The 16,288-nt window shown below is 36.3% G+C and carries 18 protein-coding genes; 3 read left to right on the forward strand and 15 right to left on the reverse strand.

Annotated features, from left to right (window positions below; translation table 11 throughout):
• The 4 genes from KGI01_RS11600 to KGI01_RS11615 all read right to left on the reverse strand — a co-directional run.
• The coding region (locus KGI01_RS11600; protein WP_141274809.1) for an ATP-binding cassette domain-containing protein at window positions 1-265 on the reverse strand (265 nt) is incomplete at its 3' end.
• Window positions 266-388: 123 nt separating this feature from the next.
• Window positions 389-1,534 carry a VanZ family protein gene (locus tag KGI01_RS11605; protein WP_141274810.1) on the reverse strand — a complete coding sequence of 382 codons (1,146 nt, stop codon included), beginning with the start codon at window positions 1,532-1,534 and terminating at the stop codon, window positions 389-391.
• A gap of 139 nt (window positions 1,535-1,673) precedes the next feature.
• Window positions 1,674-1,964 carry a DUF6509 family protein gene (locus KGI01_RS11610; RefSeq protein ID WP_141274811.1) on the reverse strand — a complete coding sequence of 97 codons (291 nt, stop codon included), beginning with the start codon at window positions 1,962-1,964 and terminating at the stop codon, window positions 1,674-1,676.
• Window positions 1,965-2,375: 411 nt separating this feature from the next.
• A complete protein-coding gene (locus KGI01_RS11615; protein WP_141274812.1) occupies window positions 2,376-3,620 on the reverse strand; it encodes a hypothetical protein in 1,245 nt (414 codons plus the stop codon).
• A 102-nt stretch (window positions 3,621-3,722) separates the two neighbouring features.
• On the opposite strand from KGI01_RS11615, the gene KGI01_RS11620 reads away from it, so the two are divergent.
• Window positions 3,723-4,856: an FAD-dependent oxidoreductase gene (locus KGI01_RS11620; protein WP_141274813.1), complete on the forward strand. Its 1,134-nt coding sequence runs from the start codon at window positions 3,723-3,725 to the stop codon at window positions 4,854-4,856.
• Window positions 4,857-5,046: 190 nt separating this feature from the next.
• On the opposite strand, the gene KGI01_RS11625 is transcribed toward KGI01_RS11620, so the two are convergent.
• The 10 genes from KGI01_RS11625 to KGI01_RS11670 form a co-directional block, all read right to left on the reverse strand.
• Complete coding sequence (locus tag KGI01_RS11625) at window positions 5,047-6,456, reverse strand: C69 family dipeptidase (protein WP_141274814.1); 1,410 nt, start codon at window positions 6,454-6,456, stop codon at window positions 5,047-5,049.
• A 98-nt stretch (window positions 6,457-6,554) separates the two neighbouring features.
• Window positions 6,555-7,223 (reverse strand): ankyrin repeat domain-containing protein, encoded by a 669-nt coding sequence (locus tag KGI01_RS11630; protein WP_255314788.1) that lies wholly within the window; start codon window positions 7,221-7,223, stop codon window positions 6,555-6,557.
• Window positions 7,224-7,241: 18 nt separating this feature from the next.
• Complete coding sequence (locus KGI01_RS11635; protein ID WP_141274815.1) at window positions 7,242-7,859, reverse strand: NAD(P)-dependent oxidoreductase; 618 nt, start codon at window positions 7,857-7,859, stop codon at window positions 7,242-7,244.
• Window positions 7,856-8,224 (reverse strand): Na+/H+ antiporter subunit G, encoded by a 369-nt coding sequence (locus KGI01_RS11640; protein ID WP_087680984.1) that lies wholly within the window; start codon window positions 8,222-8,224, stop codon window positions 7,856-7,858. Before KGI01_RS11640 ends, KGI01_RS11635 begins: the two co-directional genes overlap by 4 nt.
• A complete protein-coding gene (locus tag KGI01_RS11645) occupies window positions 8,202-8,486 on the reverse strand; it encodes a Na(+)/H(+) antiporter subunit F1 (RefSeq protein WP_068456636.1) in 285 nt (94 codons plus the stop codon). The genes KGI01_RS11640 and KGI01_RS11645 overlap by 23 nt, the downstream gene beginning before the upstream one ends.
• Window positions 8,483-8,968 carry a Na+/H+ antiporter subunit E gene (locus KGI01_RS11650; protein WP_087680985.1) on the reverse strand — a complete coding sequence of 162 codons (486 nt, stop codon included), beginning with the start codon at window positions 8,966-8,968 and terminating at the stop codon, window positions 8,483-8,485. The genes KGI01_RS11645 and KGI01_RS11650 overlap by 4 nt, the downstream gene beginning before the upstream one ends.
• A 1-nt stretch (window position 8,969) precedes the next feature.
• On the reverse strand, window positions 8,970-10,457 hold the full coding sequence (locus KGI01_RS11655; protein ID WP_141274816.1) for a Na+/H+ antiporter subunit D: 1,488 nt from the start codon (window positions 10,455-10,457) through the stop codon (window positions 8,970-8,972).
• Complete coding sequence (locus tag KGI01_RS11660) at window positions 10,450-10,788, reverse strand: Na(+)/H(+) antiporter subunit C (RefSeq protein WP_141274817.1); 339 nt, start codon at window positions 10,786-10,788, stop codon at window positions 10,450-10,452. Before KGI01_RS11660 ends, KGI01_RS11655 begins: the two co-directional genes overlap by 8 nt.
• Window positions 10,789-10,791: 3 nt before the next feature.
• Window positions 10,792-11,220 (reverse strand): Na(+)/H(+) antiporter subunit B, encoded by a 429-nt coding sequence (locus KGI01_RS11665; RefSeq protein ID WP_141274818.1) that lies wholly within the window; start codon window positions 11,218-11,220, stop codon window positions 10,792-10,794.
• The gene (locus KGI01_RS11670; RefSeq protein WP_141274819.1) at window positions 11,210-13,606 is read right to left on the reverse strand and encodes a Na+/H+ antiporter subunit A; all 2,397 of its coding nucleotides are present in this window, start codon (window positions 13,604-13,606) and stop codon (window positions 11,210-11,212) included. The genes KGI01_RS11665 and KGI01_RS11670 overlap by 11 nt, the downstream gene beginning before the upstream one ends.
• Window positions 13,607-13,879: 273 nt before the next feature.
• Between KGI01_RS11670 and KGI01_RS11675 the strand changes: the two genes are divergently transcribed.
• A complete protein-coding gene (locus KGI01_RS11675) occupies window positions 13,880-14,545 on the forward strand; it encodes an adenine nucleotide alpha hydrolase family protein (RefSeq protein WP_255314789.1) in 666 nt (221 codons plus the stop codon).
• Window positions 14,546-14,588: 43 nt separating this feature from the next.
• Here KGI01_RS11675 and KGI01_RS11680 read toward each other — a convergent pair whose 3' ends face one another.
• The gene (locus KGI01_RS11680; protein ID WP_141274820.1) at window positions 14,589-15,539 is read right to left on the reverse strand and encodes a carbohydrate kinase family protein; all 951 of its coding nucleotides are present in this window, start codon (window positions 15,537-15,539) and stop codon (window positions 14,589-14,591) included.
• Between the two features lie 159 nt (window positions 15,540-15,698).
• Between KGI01_RS11680 and KGI01_RS11685 the strand changes: the two genes are divergently transcribed.
• On the forward strand, window positions 15,699-16,265 hold the full coding sequence (locus tag KGI01_RS11685; RefSeq protein WP_141274821.1) for a GNAT family N-acetyltransferase: 567 nt from the start codon (window positions 15,699-15,701) through the stop codon (window positions 16,263-16,265).
• The last annotated feature ends 23 nt before the right edge of the window (window positions 16,266-16,288 follow it).

A 16,288-nucleotide genomic window follows, 5' to 3' on the forward strand; every position in this document is an offset into this window, starting at 1 on the left:
CTAAATTTTCACGACGAAAATCAGCTAATTGTTTCTCTTTTAACTCATGTAACTTTTGATTATTCATAAATATTTTGCCATTCGTTGGTGTATCAATTGTTGCTAATATATTTAAAAGAGTTGATTTACCCGCACCACTTGGTCCCATAATACCAACCATTTCACCTCGTTGGATTGTAAAATTAATATCACGGAGTGCTGTAAACTGATTTGCTCCCTTTCCAAATATCTTTTGTACATCTTGGATTTGTAAGATTGGATTCATGTCTTACACCTCTTTCTTTTTGTTACTTTCACTATACCTTCCCATCCTTACAATAAATGAAGCATAACCTTACGAAATCCTTACAATAAAAAAACAGCTGGTATAAAACCAACTGCTTTCTCCTTATTTTCTTGTCGTAAATAGATTCGCTGCTTCATCAAAGAAGAAACGACGTTTTCCTTTTCCAAAAATCACAAGCATGATATGAATGAAGATTACAATCGTCAAAATGAAGAAGATTATTGTGGAACCAAGTGCTAAAAGCACAGATGCCTCATAGTATGGCGAGTTCATCGTCACATGAATATTATCAAGTGTTCCCGCAATAACTCCTACAAAATAAGCAACATAGATGGCAATAAAACGCTTAATTAAGCGTGAAATCGTCGTCTTTTTCGATAACTTACTTGAATAACGGAAGCGCATAACAGCCGTCCCCAGTGTTCGACCGTTCCAAATGATTGGAATCAATACGAGAAAGACAATCAGTAATATGGTCGTCACGATAAAACTTGTTACTTCATTATGCTTTGTGAACACCATAATCCATTGGCGTGATAAATCTACTAAGAATAAATCAATCAAAATGGCAAGTAATACAGACATCGGCTTCACTTCATCTTTTTTGACTAAATAAGCAGCTCTTTCTTCAATTGTTTTCTTAGATGGGAATACAGCAAGAACAGCTGGCGCGATAAAGTAACCAATCACACCACCAAATGTATTCATCATTAAATCATCCACATCGAATAAACGATACGCACAATTATAAATACCATAAATACCTGTTAATTGCGTGATTTCAAAGAATAATGTTGTACAAAATAAGACGATTGTTGCTTTCCACCAGTATGCTTTTTCAACTAAGTAATAACGCAAATACACACCTAAAGGTAACAACAATAAGAAATTGAAGAAGGTTTGATAAAATGCTGGTTGTTTAAATAATAAGACATACGTTGCTGGATTTTTAATATCTAACCAATTTCCTTTTAGTGTATCCTCTATAAATTTAAAAGGAATTAATGAATAGTGCTGTGTATTAGGTGCTTGCATCGCACAAGTATCGCGTGTTGCTGGTAGTGGTAAAATCACTAAAAAAAATGCAGCTAAACTATAAAATATAAATGAGAACGAAATAACTAGAACCGATAGTGGTAAATATCCATATTTTCGATATGTATAGATTAACCACGGAATCCAGATTGCTACTGCTACAATCCCAAAAACAATCACTGCTGTTAAGATGGGCATAGAATATGCCATCATTTGACATCCCTCCCCTTTCTTTCAAACGCTTTCTTCTTCTCTGAAGTTGCTTTCCCTTTTTTATTTAGAAAAAATCAAATCTCTTCGAATAAAAATAAGAAACAGCTGAATTCTACTGTTTCTTATATAGCCTAATTTATTATTCTCCTGCTAGAATATGCTCTTTACAAAATGCTAAAATTTCTTCTTCTTCATCTTCTTCAAGCGCAAACTCTAAGTAGCTTTGATCACGTTTAGCAATTAAAAAGTACGTCACAATCGCATATGCATCCTCTTTTTTAGAAACGATGACGCGTGCATCAATTCCTTCTTCTTGGAATAATTCATCTTCTTCATCAATATCTAATTCTAATAGAAATTCGTAACGTTCACCTTCAATAATATTGGTTGGGTCTAAAATTTCTTCCATCATATAAGATAAAATATTCAATCTAGTTCGCTCCTTCAATGTTTCATCTATGTTAATGATAGCGTAATTTTTCAATTAGTAAAGTCACGCGCTAAAGAAAAGTAGGAATCGCTCAATGAAACGATTCCTACTAATGCTCAGTTAATAAATAGCCAAGCATTTTTTAGGTATGACTCTAACAAACAATATATAGAGTTTGAAAACACCAATTGGCTGAACAAGACCAATATTATGGGAGGATGCTCTCAATATATTCGAACGATCACCGCACACAGCATTGGAGTTACATAAGCAGTGATTTCCCCATTAACAAATGCATTACTTTTTGACGTCTCTCCAAGTAATAAACTAATTTTTACATTTATTAACAGCCATTTATACAATTACCCACATTATAATGTTTTAAACCTCTTTCGACATTATATTTACATATTATTTTAAATAATACCAATTAAAATCCATATTCATTTTATCCAAAAAATAATGCCAGTCATTTAAACGTAATTTATAAGTGAATGCGGCTGATTGTCGGTAGTTTACTTGTTCTGAACCTGCGTAAAAATGATCCCATTCATTATTTTTTTGATAACGTTCTAATTTACTTCCTTGTTGAACTTTCTTTTTAAATTCTTCAAAAGCATATGGAATCACTTCTTCAAAAATAGCTGAAATGCCTTTATGATCGAGCGTTTCACACATCGTACGCGTCCAATAGCGCACAACTTCTTCGTCTAACGGTGCATACCGTGCATGTTCACGATTATATAGATGCTCTTGTGCTTCTTTATGTCGTTGATTTAAATCTTCTATTTTGTACGCATAAAAAGAATCGAAAATTGTTGCGAGCTTTTCTTTAAAATGAAGCGATAAATCTTCTTTTGTCAATGCCACTTGAAATTTAATCGCAAATAAACCGAGTTCTATTCCTAACTGTTCTTCACTAACAGCTGTTGATTTTTGTGGAATGAGCCATTTTTGAGCAGATTGATAAATCGTCGCTGCTACCCGCAAATCTGCTTCACTGTATAAATCAGTTGGCATGATTGTACACTGTGTATAAAGCTTAGACACCATTAACCGAAGAACATCCCCCATAAAATAGGAATCGCGTAATAACCATTCTTCATTTGTACCTTGAATTTCTGCGTAATCTGGTTCCATTTGAATAAACTCATTATATTGATGTACTTTACGTAAAAATAATTCTGCAATCGATTTTTGCATGACTTGTGATTCATCTGGTATATCGTTACGTTCAAAAAATTTACCAACTGAGCGCGTATAAACCGCTGCCATACGCTCAAAACAACGTCTAAAAATCGTTTCTAGTTCTTCAATTTGCTGTGTGCGTTCTTCACCTACATAATCACGCTTCACACGTTCATGATACACAACATATTCAGAAGCTAGAAAATCAATATATTCTGAAATTTCATCCAAATTTGATAAAGATAATCCTTCTTTTGCACTCACATTGTATTCAACCATCTTCCAAAAGATTTCTTTTGGTAAGCCATTTTGTTGGAGCTGTTCAATCGAACCTTGACTCGTAGACATTCTTTTTTCAGGTGAGAAATACTGTGGTAATCGATTCTTTGCATCTTGTATGTAGTGCGCTTTCATCTGTTCAATCTTTTCACTTTTTATCTGACAAACTTGTGCATGTTGATCTTCCATATCATTGTCCTTCCTCCCATAAAGAAACTAAAGCATCGTACAAGCAAGTTTCTATTTTTCCCTTTATACTAACTATATTACTTTAAAAAGGTGGCTTTTTCTATGAATCTCATCGTTATTGGTGGAGGAATTGGTGGTTTATGTACTGCCTACGCACTTCAACAACAAGGCTTAGATGTTCACGTATATGATGCAGCTTCATCTTTTAAACCGATTGGTGCTGGAATTGGGATTGGTTCAAATGCGATGCAAGCTCTTGTTAAATTAGGTATTGGTGAAGCCATTCAACAAAATGGAACGATTTTAAAAACACAATTATTTTTAAATAAAAAAGGAACCATTTTAAATTCCATCGACTTTAGTTCATTTCAAAAACGTTTTGGACAATCGAATATCACAATTCAACGTGCCGACTTACATCAAGCACTCTATAATCAATTGCTTCCACATACACTTCATCTGCACAAGCGCTGCATTCAAGTAGAGCAGCTAGAAGATGGTTGTAACGTTCATTTTGAAGATGGAACAACCGCTACATGTGATTATGTCATTGCAGCAGATGGACTTCATTCGTCCATTCGTCAACAATATGTACCAAATAGTAAACCACGCTATGCTGGTTACATGTGCTGGCGTGGTGTCGCAAAAGCAGATGAGCTTGTACAACCACATACATCTGTGGAGATATGGGATCGAATCGGACGATTTGGCTATGCACCAATTAAAGATGGACAGGTGTATTGGTTTGCGTGCGTCAATGCACGTGAACAAGACCCTTTTTTACACCATCTCGAAAAAGAACAGATTGCTTATTTATTCAAAGACTTTCCACAGCCTGTAGCTGAACTCATTCGTCAAACGGACCAAGAGCTCATTTTAACGCATGATCTATATGATTTAAAACCGCTTCAGACCTATCATTTTAATCGCTGTATTTTGCTTGGAGATGCTGCACATGCGACTACGCCAAATATGGGACAAGGCGCTGGACAGGCGATTGAAGATGCACTCGTATTCTCACAAGCACTACATGACTTTAAGGACTTTCAACAAGCCGCGACGTACTACAATCAAAAACGACACGCTAAAACAAAAAAAGTAACAACTTTATCTCGTAAGATTGGCTGGGCAGCTCAATGGGGGAATCCATTACTTACGAAAAGTCGTGATGCTGTATTTCCATTCATCCCATCAGCTCTATTACTAAAAAGACTCGATTTTTTATTCAAAGATTAAATCATAAATTATTTTAAGTAATGGGGCAAGATTTGTAACAGGACGTTGCGGTCTTTTCTTGCCTACCTCTATTCGTTTTTCGAAGCGGGAATGGGTGCAAATGAATAATCCCGTATGATGTCTAAACCATACGGGATTTGCTCTGTTGAAAATACGCTTGTCTTAGTCTCTTTTCTATTTTATGATCGTGTTAATCAGATAAACTATAGCTCAATTTCATCTTCTTCGTTCCTGCTAGCACCATATTACCAAGTAATTTATTCGTCTCATCAAAAGCGATTTTTGCATAGCGCTCATTCACTGCTTCTAAATAGCTGTGTAAATCATCTTGTAATTCCACTTCTTCATCTGCATTTTGTTGTAAATTACGACAAGCAGCGACTACTTTTTGTTCATATGCACTGTGCATGTCATGGTACAATCCGAAGTTCGTATCACCTAGTAACGCGATTGTATGACTTAACCAATGCATCTTTGTAATATCAAAATCTTCCTCTGTATCACGATAACAGGCAGGTGTATCCGTCACATTCGCATAGAACGGCACCATCGCATTGAATGTATTTGGACCAAATGCAAGCCAATGAATTCCTGCGATATGCGCTGGTACATCATTGCGAATTTGAAGAATATGGCTCTCTTGATTACGATTCAAACCAATTGTACGGAACAATTCGCGGTCTTTTGCTTCTCCCTCACCGTATGGGTCATACGGTGTATTTTCAAAATGTGAACTTAACGCCCATTTCACATCTTCTACTGAAATTTTACGGTTTGCATAACAGATAAACGGTAAATTTTGTTCCGTTGGTTCATATTCTAGTTCAGGATTAAAATATTTTTGAATATACCAAGCGCGCGGATTATTGTAGCGCGTATCTTTTACCGTCGCACTTCCAAAAATATGACGTAAATTCGTTCCTTCAAAATCAGGATTCAAATGATGTTTTTCAATGAATTCCTTCAATCCTGTTGAACAAAGTGTATCATCTGACGCAAAGTCAAAATGCGTAATATTAAAACGGTTTGGAGCGATAACATAGGCATCATCTGGAATACGAATAGCCGCCCAGTGATGTCCCCCAATTGTCTCCATATACCAAATCTCATCTGCATCTGAAAAAGCAATTCCATTCGATTCATATGTGCCATATTCTTCTAAAATAGCACCTAAACGTTCGACACCTTCTCTTGCAGAATAAATATAAGGCAATACGATTGTCAGCATATCTTCTTCACCAATTCCATCTTCTACGAGTGGATCGGCTCCTAATACACGTGAATTCGTTGTAATGGTTTCGGTTGCTGTCATCGCAACATTCTCGCTATTAATACCTGACTCTCCCCAAATACCGAACCCTTCCATCGCATCAGGTGTTGCAGTATAACGTAATGGGTTTTCTGGTAATTGCATTTCAAACGCACTTTGAACCGATGTATAGTACGTCGGTTGGTCCTCTGGATTCATGACAATAAATCGTTGTGGATTTTTATTAGCTGTCCCACTATCCTCATTACGTGCAATCATTGTAGAACCATCCATACTCGCTTTTTTCCCAACTAGCATCGTTGTGCATGAACCGAATTTTCTTTTTTTCATCGTATCACCCTTCTTTTTCATCTTCGTCTAAAATTATAGCATGATGCAAAAAACACCCTATACAAAAGGTATCCCCTTTCCCCTTGTATAGGATGTTTTTATGCCTCTAACAGTTTTAAAATTTTCGTGTAACCTAATTTTTCAGCATGTTCAATCGGGGTTACACCATCACGATCTGCGATATCCGGACTTGCACCGTAACGTAAAAGCAATTGTACCGTTTTGACATATTTATCTGTGCCATCCCCTAAAATAATCGCTTCTAAAAGAGCTGTCCAACCAAGATTATTCACATGGTTCACATCACTCGCTGTATTTTTTAATAACCATTCCAATGTTTCTAAGTGTGCTCTCTCACTCGCAGGAATAATCCCAATACCACCATAACGATTCACGACTTTCACATCGCCTTTTGAACCCATCAGCTTTAAAATTTCTAAATAGCCTTCTGCCGCGGCGTAAAGAAAAGGTGAATTTAAACGATCGTCTCGTTTGTTCACATCTGCCCCTTGTTCAATTAAAAAAGCAGCTGTTTTTTCATCTCGATTGTATGTGGCAATCATGAGCGCTGTACGCCCACGTTCATTCACTTGATTAATTGGGAACTCTAATTTCAATAAGTGCTTTAATGCATAGATGTCACTTTCTTGTACTGCACGAAACCAACGTTCTTTTTCTGTTTCTGGCTGCGGTTCTTTTGCACTTGCACTCATAAAAGCACCTCTAATTGACTGTTTAATAAATGATACAAATCCTTGCTTACCCATTTGCATCATGCCCCCTTACTAATAAGCAATTCCTACTCGTTTATATGTGAATAAATGTTCACGTAAAGCTTCAAAAGCTAAGTCTGCTGTGTCATAAATAGAAATTCGGCGTCCATCGAGCGGCAAATAATCTTTTTCATATCGATATACGCCTACACGCGGTTCACTCACTAATGCAGTCGGACAAATAATCGTCCAATCAAGCCCACTTTCTGCCAAAGCACGATACACTTTCTCATGTTCACCTGCAGCGAACTTAACTCGCTGGCGTGATTCACTTGATAAATAGCGTAGCTTCCCTGGTTCCACTCGACTTTCTACAATACCAGCCGTCCCTATAGTGACGATACGATCAATCTTTTTGTTCTCCATTACCTCAATAATATGTGCAATTGATTGTGAAAGCGTTGTTGTACCATCTGTATTTAAGCCCGAGAATACCGCATCACAACCATCAATTGTTTGATTTACATCCTTTATATTTGTTACATCCCCACGTATAATTGTTAAATTTTCATGAGGTGTTACATCTCGCCCTTTACGAATGAGCGCTTGTACTTCATATCCTTCATCTAAGGCATGTTGCATAAAAATAGAACCTACTCGCCCTGTCGCACCGAATATAGCTATTTTCATTTTTTCTCCTCCTGCTGTTTTGGTATGAATTTTTTTAAAGCATCTTCACCTGACTGTTCTGCAAGTGGTACACCTGAACGATAAGCAGCACGACAAATGAGATGTCCTGCTACAGGCGCTGTTAAAAAGACAAAGACAATTCCAAGTAATAAACGAACGCTCACTTCACCTTCATGTGCAAAAAAGTAAAGGAAGGCTCCTACAAGAGCTAACATAACGGCAAGTGTTGAACTCTTTGTTGCCGCATGTGAACGTGTATAAACATCAGGCATTCGAATTAAACCAAAAGCACTCACCAAGCTCATCATACTAGCAAATAAAATGACGACAGCAGCAATCCATTCACCGATCTGATTTATGTTCAATGATGACTCCCCTCTCTAAAAACTTACTAAAAGCAATCGTACCAATGAAAGAAAGGATTCCTAAGATTAAGATTACTTCTAAATAGGCTTTTGTTTCAAATACAATGGAGACGATAGCTACCATTGATAATAGATTAACCCCAATTGTATCTAAGGCAACAATGCGGTCTGGCATCGAAGGTCCTTTTACTACACGATAAAATGAAATAACGATGGTTAGCGCAAAAAAGACGAGCGCCACTTTTAAAATGAGTGTAATCATGTACGTGTCACCTCCATAATTGCCTGTTCAAATCGACTCATAGAACGAAGTACATCTACTTTTGATTGTTCTATATCCATCGCATGAATATAAAAAGTATGTCCATCTTCTGTAATTTCCATGACGACAGAGCCAGGTGTTAGTGTTAATAACAAAGCAAGTGCTGTAATCTCTAAATCGCTTTGAAGTGCTGTTTCATAAGTGAAAATCCCCGGTGTAATATTCATTTTAGGACTGCAAATTTGCTTTAAAACGACTGCACTTGAAACGATTAATTCTTTTAAAAATAAAAACAATAATTTTATAATAGACCAGACTTTTTTTATGTAAAAAGGCTGTCCAAAAAATCGATGCATTAAATACATTACGAGTATTCCAATCAAATACCCTGTAAAAAATGTCGTCAAATTCACGCGATCCTCATCTTTTAAAAGCATCCATAGGACCGCTATCACCATGTTTAAAAATAATTGAAATAACACGTTAGCCCCCCTCTGGATATAAGACGGCTTGAATATAAACCGATGGATTTGTTAATACATGTGCAGCATCTTTCACAAATGGTGCTGCTACTTCTGCACCTACACCTAAACCAATGGTGCAAATCATCAGCAACATCATCGCAAGCATCATACTAAATGGAATACGCTTTTTCATTTGATGACTTGCCATAGACTCACCAAAAATTGATTTTAAAAAGACGCGTAGTAGTGAGTACAACACCACAATACTTGATAAAAAACCAAGCAACAATGTAATATACATACCTTCGTCAACTAATCCAACACCTAGTAGCATCTTACCGATAAAACCACTAAATGGAGGAATTCCAGCAAGTGATAACATCATCAGGAAAAAAAGCCAACCAAAGAGTGGAAAGTGATGAATCAATCCTTTAATTTCATCAAAACGAATACGTCCTGTTATATAAATCATCGTCCCAATCATTAAAAATAAGAGAGCTTTCACAATAAAATCATGCATAAAATAATAAATAGCGCCCTCAAGTGCCTCTGTTTGATTCGCATACAAACCGAGTAAGACAAAGCCTACACCGATGACCACGTTATAGCCAACAATTTGACGTAAATCGCGGTAACCTATCGCACCAAAGCTTCCAAGTATAATGGTTGCACAAGCTAATATACCGATTAATGTATGCGTGATATTTTCTTGAACAGTAAAAATTAATGTGAATGTGCGGAATAATGCGTAGATGCCTACCTTCGTTAATAAGGCACCGAACAATGCTGCAATGGCTGTTTCAGGAACACGATACGATCCTGGTAACCAATAAAATAGGAAGAGTCCTGCTTTTAATGCAAATACAATTAAGAAAATAAGTGCAACCGTTGTTAAAACAGGTCCTTGATGGATTTGATGTACACGCTCAGCTAGATGTGCCATATTCAATGTACCAAGCGTACCGTAGATCATCGCAAGTCCTACTAAAAAGAGCCATGAAGCAAAAATATTAATGATGACATACTTTAAGGACTCTCTTAAACGCTCTTTCCCACCACCAAGTGTAATCAATACATATGAAGCTAATAACATTACTTCAAAACAGACAAATAAGTTAAATAAATCTCCTGTTAAAAATGAACCATTCACTCCGGCAATCATGAACAGCATTAATGGATAGGCAAAGTTTTTCGCATAATCCTCTGTTAAAGTTGAAAAAGCATATAGAAAGCAACATAATGCCACAATACTTGCGGTTAAAACGAGCAACATCGCAAATGAATCCGCCACGAATGTGATACCAAAGGGTGCTTCCCAACCACCAAAGTATAATGTTTGAATACCTTGTTCTTTTACCGTCACGAGAAGAAAAATATTCGTAACAATGAGCAACAGCATCGCAAGTAAGACACCAATTTTTTGTAATTTAATATACGTACGGAAAAAAATTAAAATGACTGCTACACATAACGGAATAAGCATGGGCATGACAACTAAATTATTCATATTCATCGCCCCTTAACTTTTCTACATTATCCGTCTTATTCGTCGCATAAACACGGTAAGCTAGTACTAATAAGAATGCAGTTACAGCAAAGCTAATCACAATTGCGGTTAGAATTAATGCTTGGGGTAGCGCATCTGTATAAGGCCCTGGTGTTTCTTTTAATAAAGGGACATCACCCTTCTTCACTTCCCCAATTGTTAAAATTAATAAATGAACAGCATGTGATAATAAAGCAGTTCCTAAAATAATACGAATTAGATTTTTTGAAAGGAGAAGATAGGTAGCTACTACTACAAAAATACCGATTAAACAAACCATGAGTGTCTCCATAAATTAATCATCTCTCCCCTCACTAATACTTAAAATAATTGTCATCACAACACCTACGACTGTTAGTGCAACACCGAGTTCAAACAACATGACTGTCGCAATTTCCTTTTCTCCAATTAAGGGGAAGTGTACAGACGTAGAGCTCATATCTAAAAATGGTTTACCGAATAAGGTTGGGACAATTCCTGTCGTTATTGCTAATGCTACGCCAATTGCTGCAACGACTTTAAAATCAATCGGCAACCCATTTTTAACTTTTTCAGTATCATACGTGATATACAGTAGTATGGCAGCAGAAGCTAACACTAAACCTGCTACAAAGCCGCCGCCTGGTGTATAGTGACCTGCAAAGAATAGATAGATAGCAATCGTTAAAATAATAAAGACAACAAATTGTACAACCGTTTTTAAAATAACATCATTAATCTTCATATTTCTTCTGCCCCTTTCTTGCTCTAAACTTAATAAGTGTATACACACCTAAGCCTGCAACGAGAAGCACGACAACCTCTAACATCGTATCAAAAGCTCGGAAATCACCTAAAATTGTATTAACAATATTTGCACCACCAGCTAATTCATAGGCATTTTCAAAAAATCCTGAAATGGTTTTGAACTCACTATAATTCAATACAGTAAATGAGATGGCCATAACAAGCGCACCAGCTGTAAGAGAAATCAGCAAATTCATCGACTTTGTTGCTTTTGACTTTTGTTCCTTCGACCATTCAGGTAAATAAGCAAAACTTAATAAAAACAATACCGTTGTCACTGATTCAACAACAAGTTGTGTAAGTGCCAAATCAGGTGCTCTAAAGACAACAAATAACATCGCGACACCTAAACCAAGGACACCATTTGACACAACTGCTGTCAGTCTTGATTTCGCGAAGAGCAAGAAGATGGCGGCTCCTGCCATAACAAACATCAATAAAATCTCAAACCATTCCACAGGTGCTTGGTCTTCTAAATCAATTGCGAAAATGTGACTTTGAATAAAGTAACCACCCACAATGAAAATAAAAAATACGTAAATATACATTAAATAATGACGAACTGACCCCGTCATATATAAATCTGTTACGAATTTTCCGACAATCTCTGCTTCTTCAAGCAACTGATTATATAAATAATTAAGCGTCCATTTTTCAGGAAGACGATTATAAATGCGATTCCATTTTGGCCATGACAAATACAGGATAATCCCGAATACGATAACACCTATCGTCATAAAGAGCGCTGTATTGAATCCATGCCATGCAGCAATTGTAGGCGTCATCTGCTCAAATGGCTGTACTGTTGGGTAAACACTTTGCATCGCACTACCAATTACGAATTTCCCAAGGATATTTGGGAAGAAGAAAATAAAGATAATCGATACGGCTAAAATAACAGGTGACATCAGCATGCCAATCGGCGCTTCATGAATTTTACGATCTGTCGGTAGCTTGTCTGCTGAACCGAAGAATGTTTTAAAGACTAAAATAAAGCAATAAACGAATGTGAAAACACTTGCAACCCAAGCGATTACAGGGAATAAAACAATCCAACTATGCACATTCATCTCTTGAATAGCAAGTGTCGCTTCAAAAAACATCTCTTTACTGAGGAAACCATTAAATAATGGTAAACCTGCCATTGAGAACCCACCAATTAAAGCAATTGAAAACGTAATGGGCATAATCGTTATGAGACCACCTAATCGTCGTAAATCACGTGTTCCGACCTCATGATCTAAAATACCAACCATCATAAATAAAGCACCCTTAAATGTGGAATGATTGACTAGATGAAAGAGTGCAGCAAACGTTGCTTGTGTATAAATAACGTCCGTTATTTCTCCTGTTGTGGCATATACAACGGAACCCATTCCAAGCAAACTCATAATTAACCCCAGTTGGCTAACCGTTGAAAAAGCGAGAAGTGCTTTTAAATCGTTCTGTTTAATTGCATTAAAAGAACCCCAGAATAATGTAATAAGTCCAACAATACTCACAATCCAAAACCATGAAAGATTGTATGCAAAAATTGGCGTAAAGCGCGCCACAATATAAATACCGGCTTTCACCATCGTAGCTGAATGTAGATAAGCACTGACAGGCGTAGGTGCTTCCATCGCATCAGGTAACCAAATGTGGAATGGAAACTGAGCAGATTTTGTAAATGCGCCAAGTAATACAAAAAGCATGGCTAAGTATAGTGGCCTATTTAAATTTTCGATTGAAATCGTAGAGATGATTGTGCGGATACTATAGCTGTCCATTTCATGTGCGAGAATTAAAAAACCCATCAGCATAATGATGCCGCCTGTGACTGTAATCAACATGGATTTTTGTGCACCACGACGTGAAGCTTTTCGATGATGCCAAAAAGCGATTAGTAAGAAGGAGGCAATGCTTGTAAGCTCCCAAAAGAAGTACAACATAATAAGATGATCTGAAAAGACAACGCCTAACATGGCGGTCATAAATAATAGTAAGTAGCAATAAAACTTGTGTAATGCTTCTTTTTTTGAAAGATAAAATATGGAGTATAAAATAACGAGTGTACCAATCCCTGTGATGAGTAATGCAAAAAGCATACTCAAACCGTCTAAATATGTAGTAAACGTCAAATTGTAAGACGGAATCCATCGCCATGAATGAGAGATTGTATCGCCTGATGCGATTTGTGGAAGAAAGCGTAGTAACGCAATAAAAAGTATAAACGGTACTGCTAAAGCAACCCAACCTAAATGGAACTTACGAATTCTTGTGTGCAAAATAGGAATAAGGATTGCCATGAAGAAGGGTAATAAAATAGCCCATTTTGTAATCAAATAAAAATCCCTCCATCGCTAATATATGCTGTTTTTTTGAATTACTTGATTATTGGTTGCAGATTCACCATAATAAGAAGTTGAATCAGCAAATAAAAAAACGTTTCGTCTTTTTGGAATTAACTGTATAATGTGTTATAAATGAAATAGTAAGGAAAAATTCTATTTTAAACACATTTATATGTAAATTATACATGAAGTAAGCATTTCTTTCATGTATGAAGCGTTATCTACTACTGAAAATTTATGACTTAAAAGGACAGGTGATTTTATTTGAAATTCCATGGACGTATGGACGAAAGCATACTAGTATGTGTATATTACGGACCAAATGGCGAACGTTTAATTCGTCGTGGACATAAAATTGCTACAATGCTTGATTGCCCTTTATATGTACTGAACATTAGTCGTCAATCTCGAGAAGAATTTGACTCATCACAAGAAGCTGACCTTTTACATTGGCAAAATCTAGCTGTAGAATTTGAGATTGATGATTTAATTTTAAAAACAAATGAAGATCGTCCTATTCAACAAGTTATTGCAGAAGTTTGTAATGATCTCAATATTACACAAGTAATTATCGGACAAACTGCACAAAGTCGCTGGGAAGAAATTACGAAAGGCTCATTTATTAATCAATTGCTAAAAGCATTACCTTTCGTTGACATCCATGTTATATCTGTTGATCGACAAATTCACGTAGAAGATCACCTTTATGAGAAAGCGATTCGGGCTTATCTAGTAGACGATGAAGGTGTCTATCGTATTTATTTCGATTTACCTGATAAGTTCATCTGTGAAGGGCTTTTTTATAAAGAGCTAAGTACAGATTTTGATAACGGTCGCTTTAAATTTATGTACAAAGGTAAAACGTATGAAATTGAAGTAGATGATGGTTATATACATGATGAACGTATTATTAAAGAATTAAATATATAAGTAATAAAGGAGGAAGCCCATATTGAGCTCCCTCCTCCATTATTTATGGCTTAATTAATCGATCAATTTCATGTAAGTGCGGAATTGCAGTAATTGCACCTGCTCTTGTAGCAGTTAAAGCACCTAATTGATTTGAAAAGAAAACATAATCATATGCTTCTTTTTCCGTTTTCGGTAAACCATATAAGTGAATCGAACGTAAAATACCTGACATGAAAGCATCACCTGCACCAGTCGTATCCACACAATTTATCTCAATTGAAGGTACATGTTGTACATTTCCGTTGAATACAACATATGTTCCTTTTTCGCCAACTGTAATCATTAACATTTTTAAATCATATTTTGCTAATGCTTTAATTCCGTCTTCAATCGTTTTAGTTTGTGTAATGAAAAATAGTTCTTCATCCGCTAATTTCATTACATTTACATACGGTAAAAACTCACTAATCGTTTGTAAACACTTTTCAGGACTTTCCCAACGTAATGGACGAATATTCGCATCCATCGCAATTAAACAATTTTTCTCGATTGCTTTTTTTACTGCTACACGTGTCGTTTCAAGCGCTGTCTCTTGAAACATCGTATTTGAGCAAAAACTAAAAACTGAAGCACGTTCAAAAGCACGGTCATCTAAATGAGTTGAATCGACTTGAATGTCTGGTGTCTCATCTGAATAATTCGTAAAAATGCGATCATAATCTTCTGTCAGATGTACTTCTACACCTGTTACACGCTTTTCTGGAATAATTTGCGCATACTCTGTGTTAACCCCTTCATTTTTTAACTCATTGCGTACAAATTGAGAAGTTTCATCGTCTCCTGTTACTGTAATAATTGCAGAAGGTGCACCAATTCGACTAACTCCAGCTGCGACATTAATTGTTGTACCCCCCAAATATTTTGTAAACGTTGTATTCGTTATATCATTTGCAATATAGTCTACAAAAGCATCCCCATAAATCAAGACGAAATCTCTAGTTGGTTGTAACATGTATTAAGCTCCTTCATAAAATATCTTCCTTCTATCGTACCATGAAGTCTGACAACACAAAAGTATCTTTTGAGACTTATTTATTTCGAAATACCCTTATTTTATACTTTATGAAACAAATCTGTTATAATGGCGAGTGTACAAAGGAGTTTGATAACAATGGAGATCAAAGTTAGACAAGCCCAGATAAAAGATGGTTCAAAGGTTGCGCCACTTATTGTAGATGCTATTGGCGAGATTGCTAATCGTATCACAGGAGAGGAGACACCTGAAGCAGTCATTGAAGGGCTGATTGAACTGTTTGAGCGTGAGGATAACCGAAACTCTTACCTCAACACATACGTTGCCGAGTGTAATGGTGAAGTGGCAGGTATGATGGTTGTTTATGGTGGTGATCAAGCCGTATCACTCGATGCGCAACTTGAAAAGTGGTTAGCTGCTAAAAACGCATCTGTTCAGACCATCGAAGTAGAAGCAAACCCAGATGAATTTTATATTGATACTGTTTGTGTCGACCCTCAGTTTAGAGGTCAAGGAATTGGCACAATCTTATTAAAATATGCGGAAACGTTATGTAAAGAACAGGGTTATCCAAAATTATCATTAAGTGTCGAGTTACAGAAAAAACGTGCACGTCACTTATATGAAAAAATAGGTTATGTGTATTCAGGACCTTGGATGATTATTGGTGAAGAGTTCGACCATATGGTAAAAGTAGTTCAATAATTTTAAAAGAGGAGACACTGATA

Source organism: Kurthia gibsonii (assembly GCF_006539985.1).
In the GTDB taxonomy this organism is placed as follows: Bacteria; Bacillota; Bacilli; order Bacillales_A; family Planococcaceae; genus Kurthia; species Kurthia gibsonii.

What these genes read in the sequence shown, in the direction of transcription:
- KGI01_RS11645 (WP_068456636.1), bottom strand. Translation starts at nt 8,486, where the DNA reads ATGATTACACTCATTTTAAAAGTGGCGCTCGTCTTTTTTGCGCTAACC.
- KGI01_RS11655 (WP_141274816.1), bottom strand. Translation starts at nt 10,457, where the DNA reads ATGAATAATTTAGTTGTCATGCCCATGCTTATTCCGTTATGTGTAGCA.
- KGI01_RS11660 (WP_141274817.1), bottom strand. Translation starts at nt 10,788, where the DNA reads ATGGAGACACTCATGGTTTGTTTAATCGGTATTTTTGTAGTAGTAGCT.
- KGI01_RS11630 (WP_255314788.1), bottom strand. Translation starts at nt 7,223, where the DNA reads ATGGGTAAGCAAGGATTTGTATCATTTATTAAACAGTCAATTAGAGGT.
- KGI01_RS11625 (WP_141274814.1), bottom strand. Translation starts at nt 6,456, where the DNA reads ATGAAAAAAAGAAAATTCGGTTCATGCACAACGATGCTAGTTGGGAAA.
- KGI01_RS11685 (WP_141274821.1), top strand. Translation starts at nt 15,699, where the DNA reads ATGGAGATCAAAGTTAGACAAGCCCAGATAAAAGATGGTTCAAAGGTT.
- KGI01_RS11615 (WP_141274812.1), bottom strand. Translation starts at nt 3,620, where the DNA reads ATGGAAGATCAACATGCACAAGTTTGTCAGATAAAAAGTGAAAAGATT.
- KGI01_RS11635 (WP_141274815.1), bottom strand. Translation starts at nt 7,859, where the DNA reads ATGAAAATAGCTATATTCGGTGCGACAGGGCGAGTAGGTTCTATTTTT.
- KGI01_RS11620 (WP_141274813.1), top strand. Translation starts at nt 3,723, where the DNA reads ATGAATCTCATCGTTATTGGTGGAGGAATTGGTGGTTTATGTACTGCC.
- KGI01_RS11665 (WP_141274818.1), bottom strand. Translation starts at nt 11,220, where the DNA reads ATGAAGATTAATGATGTTATTTTAAAAACGGTTGTACAATTTGTTGTC.
- KGI01_RS11680 (WP_141274820.1), bottom strand. Translation starts at nt 15,539, where the DNA reads ATGTTACAACCAACTAGAGATTTCGTCTTGATTTATGGGGATGCTTTT.
- KGI01_RS11605 (WP_141274810.1), bottom strand. Translation starts at nt 1,534, where the DNA reads ATGATGGCATATTCTATGCCCATCTTAACAGCAGTGATTGTTTTTGGG.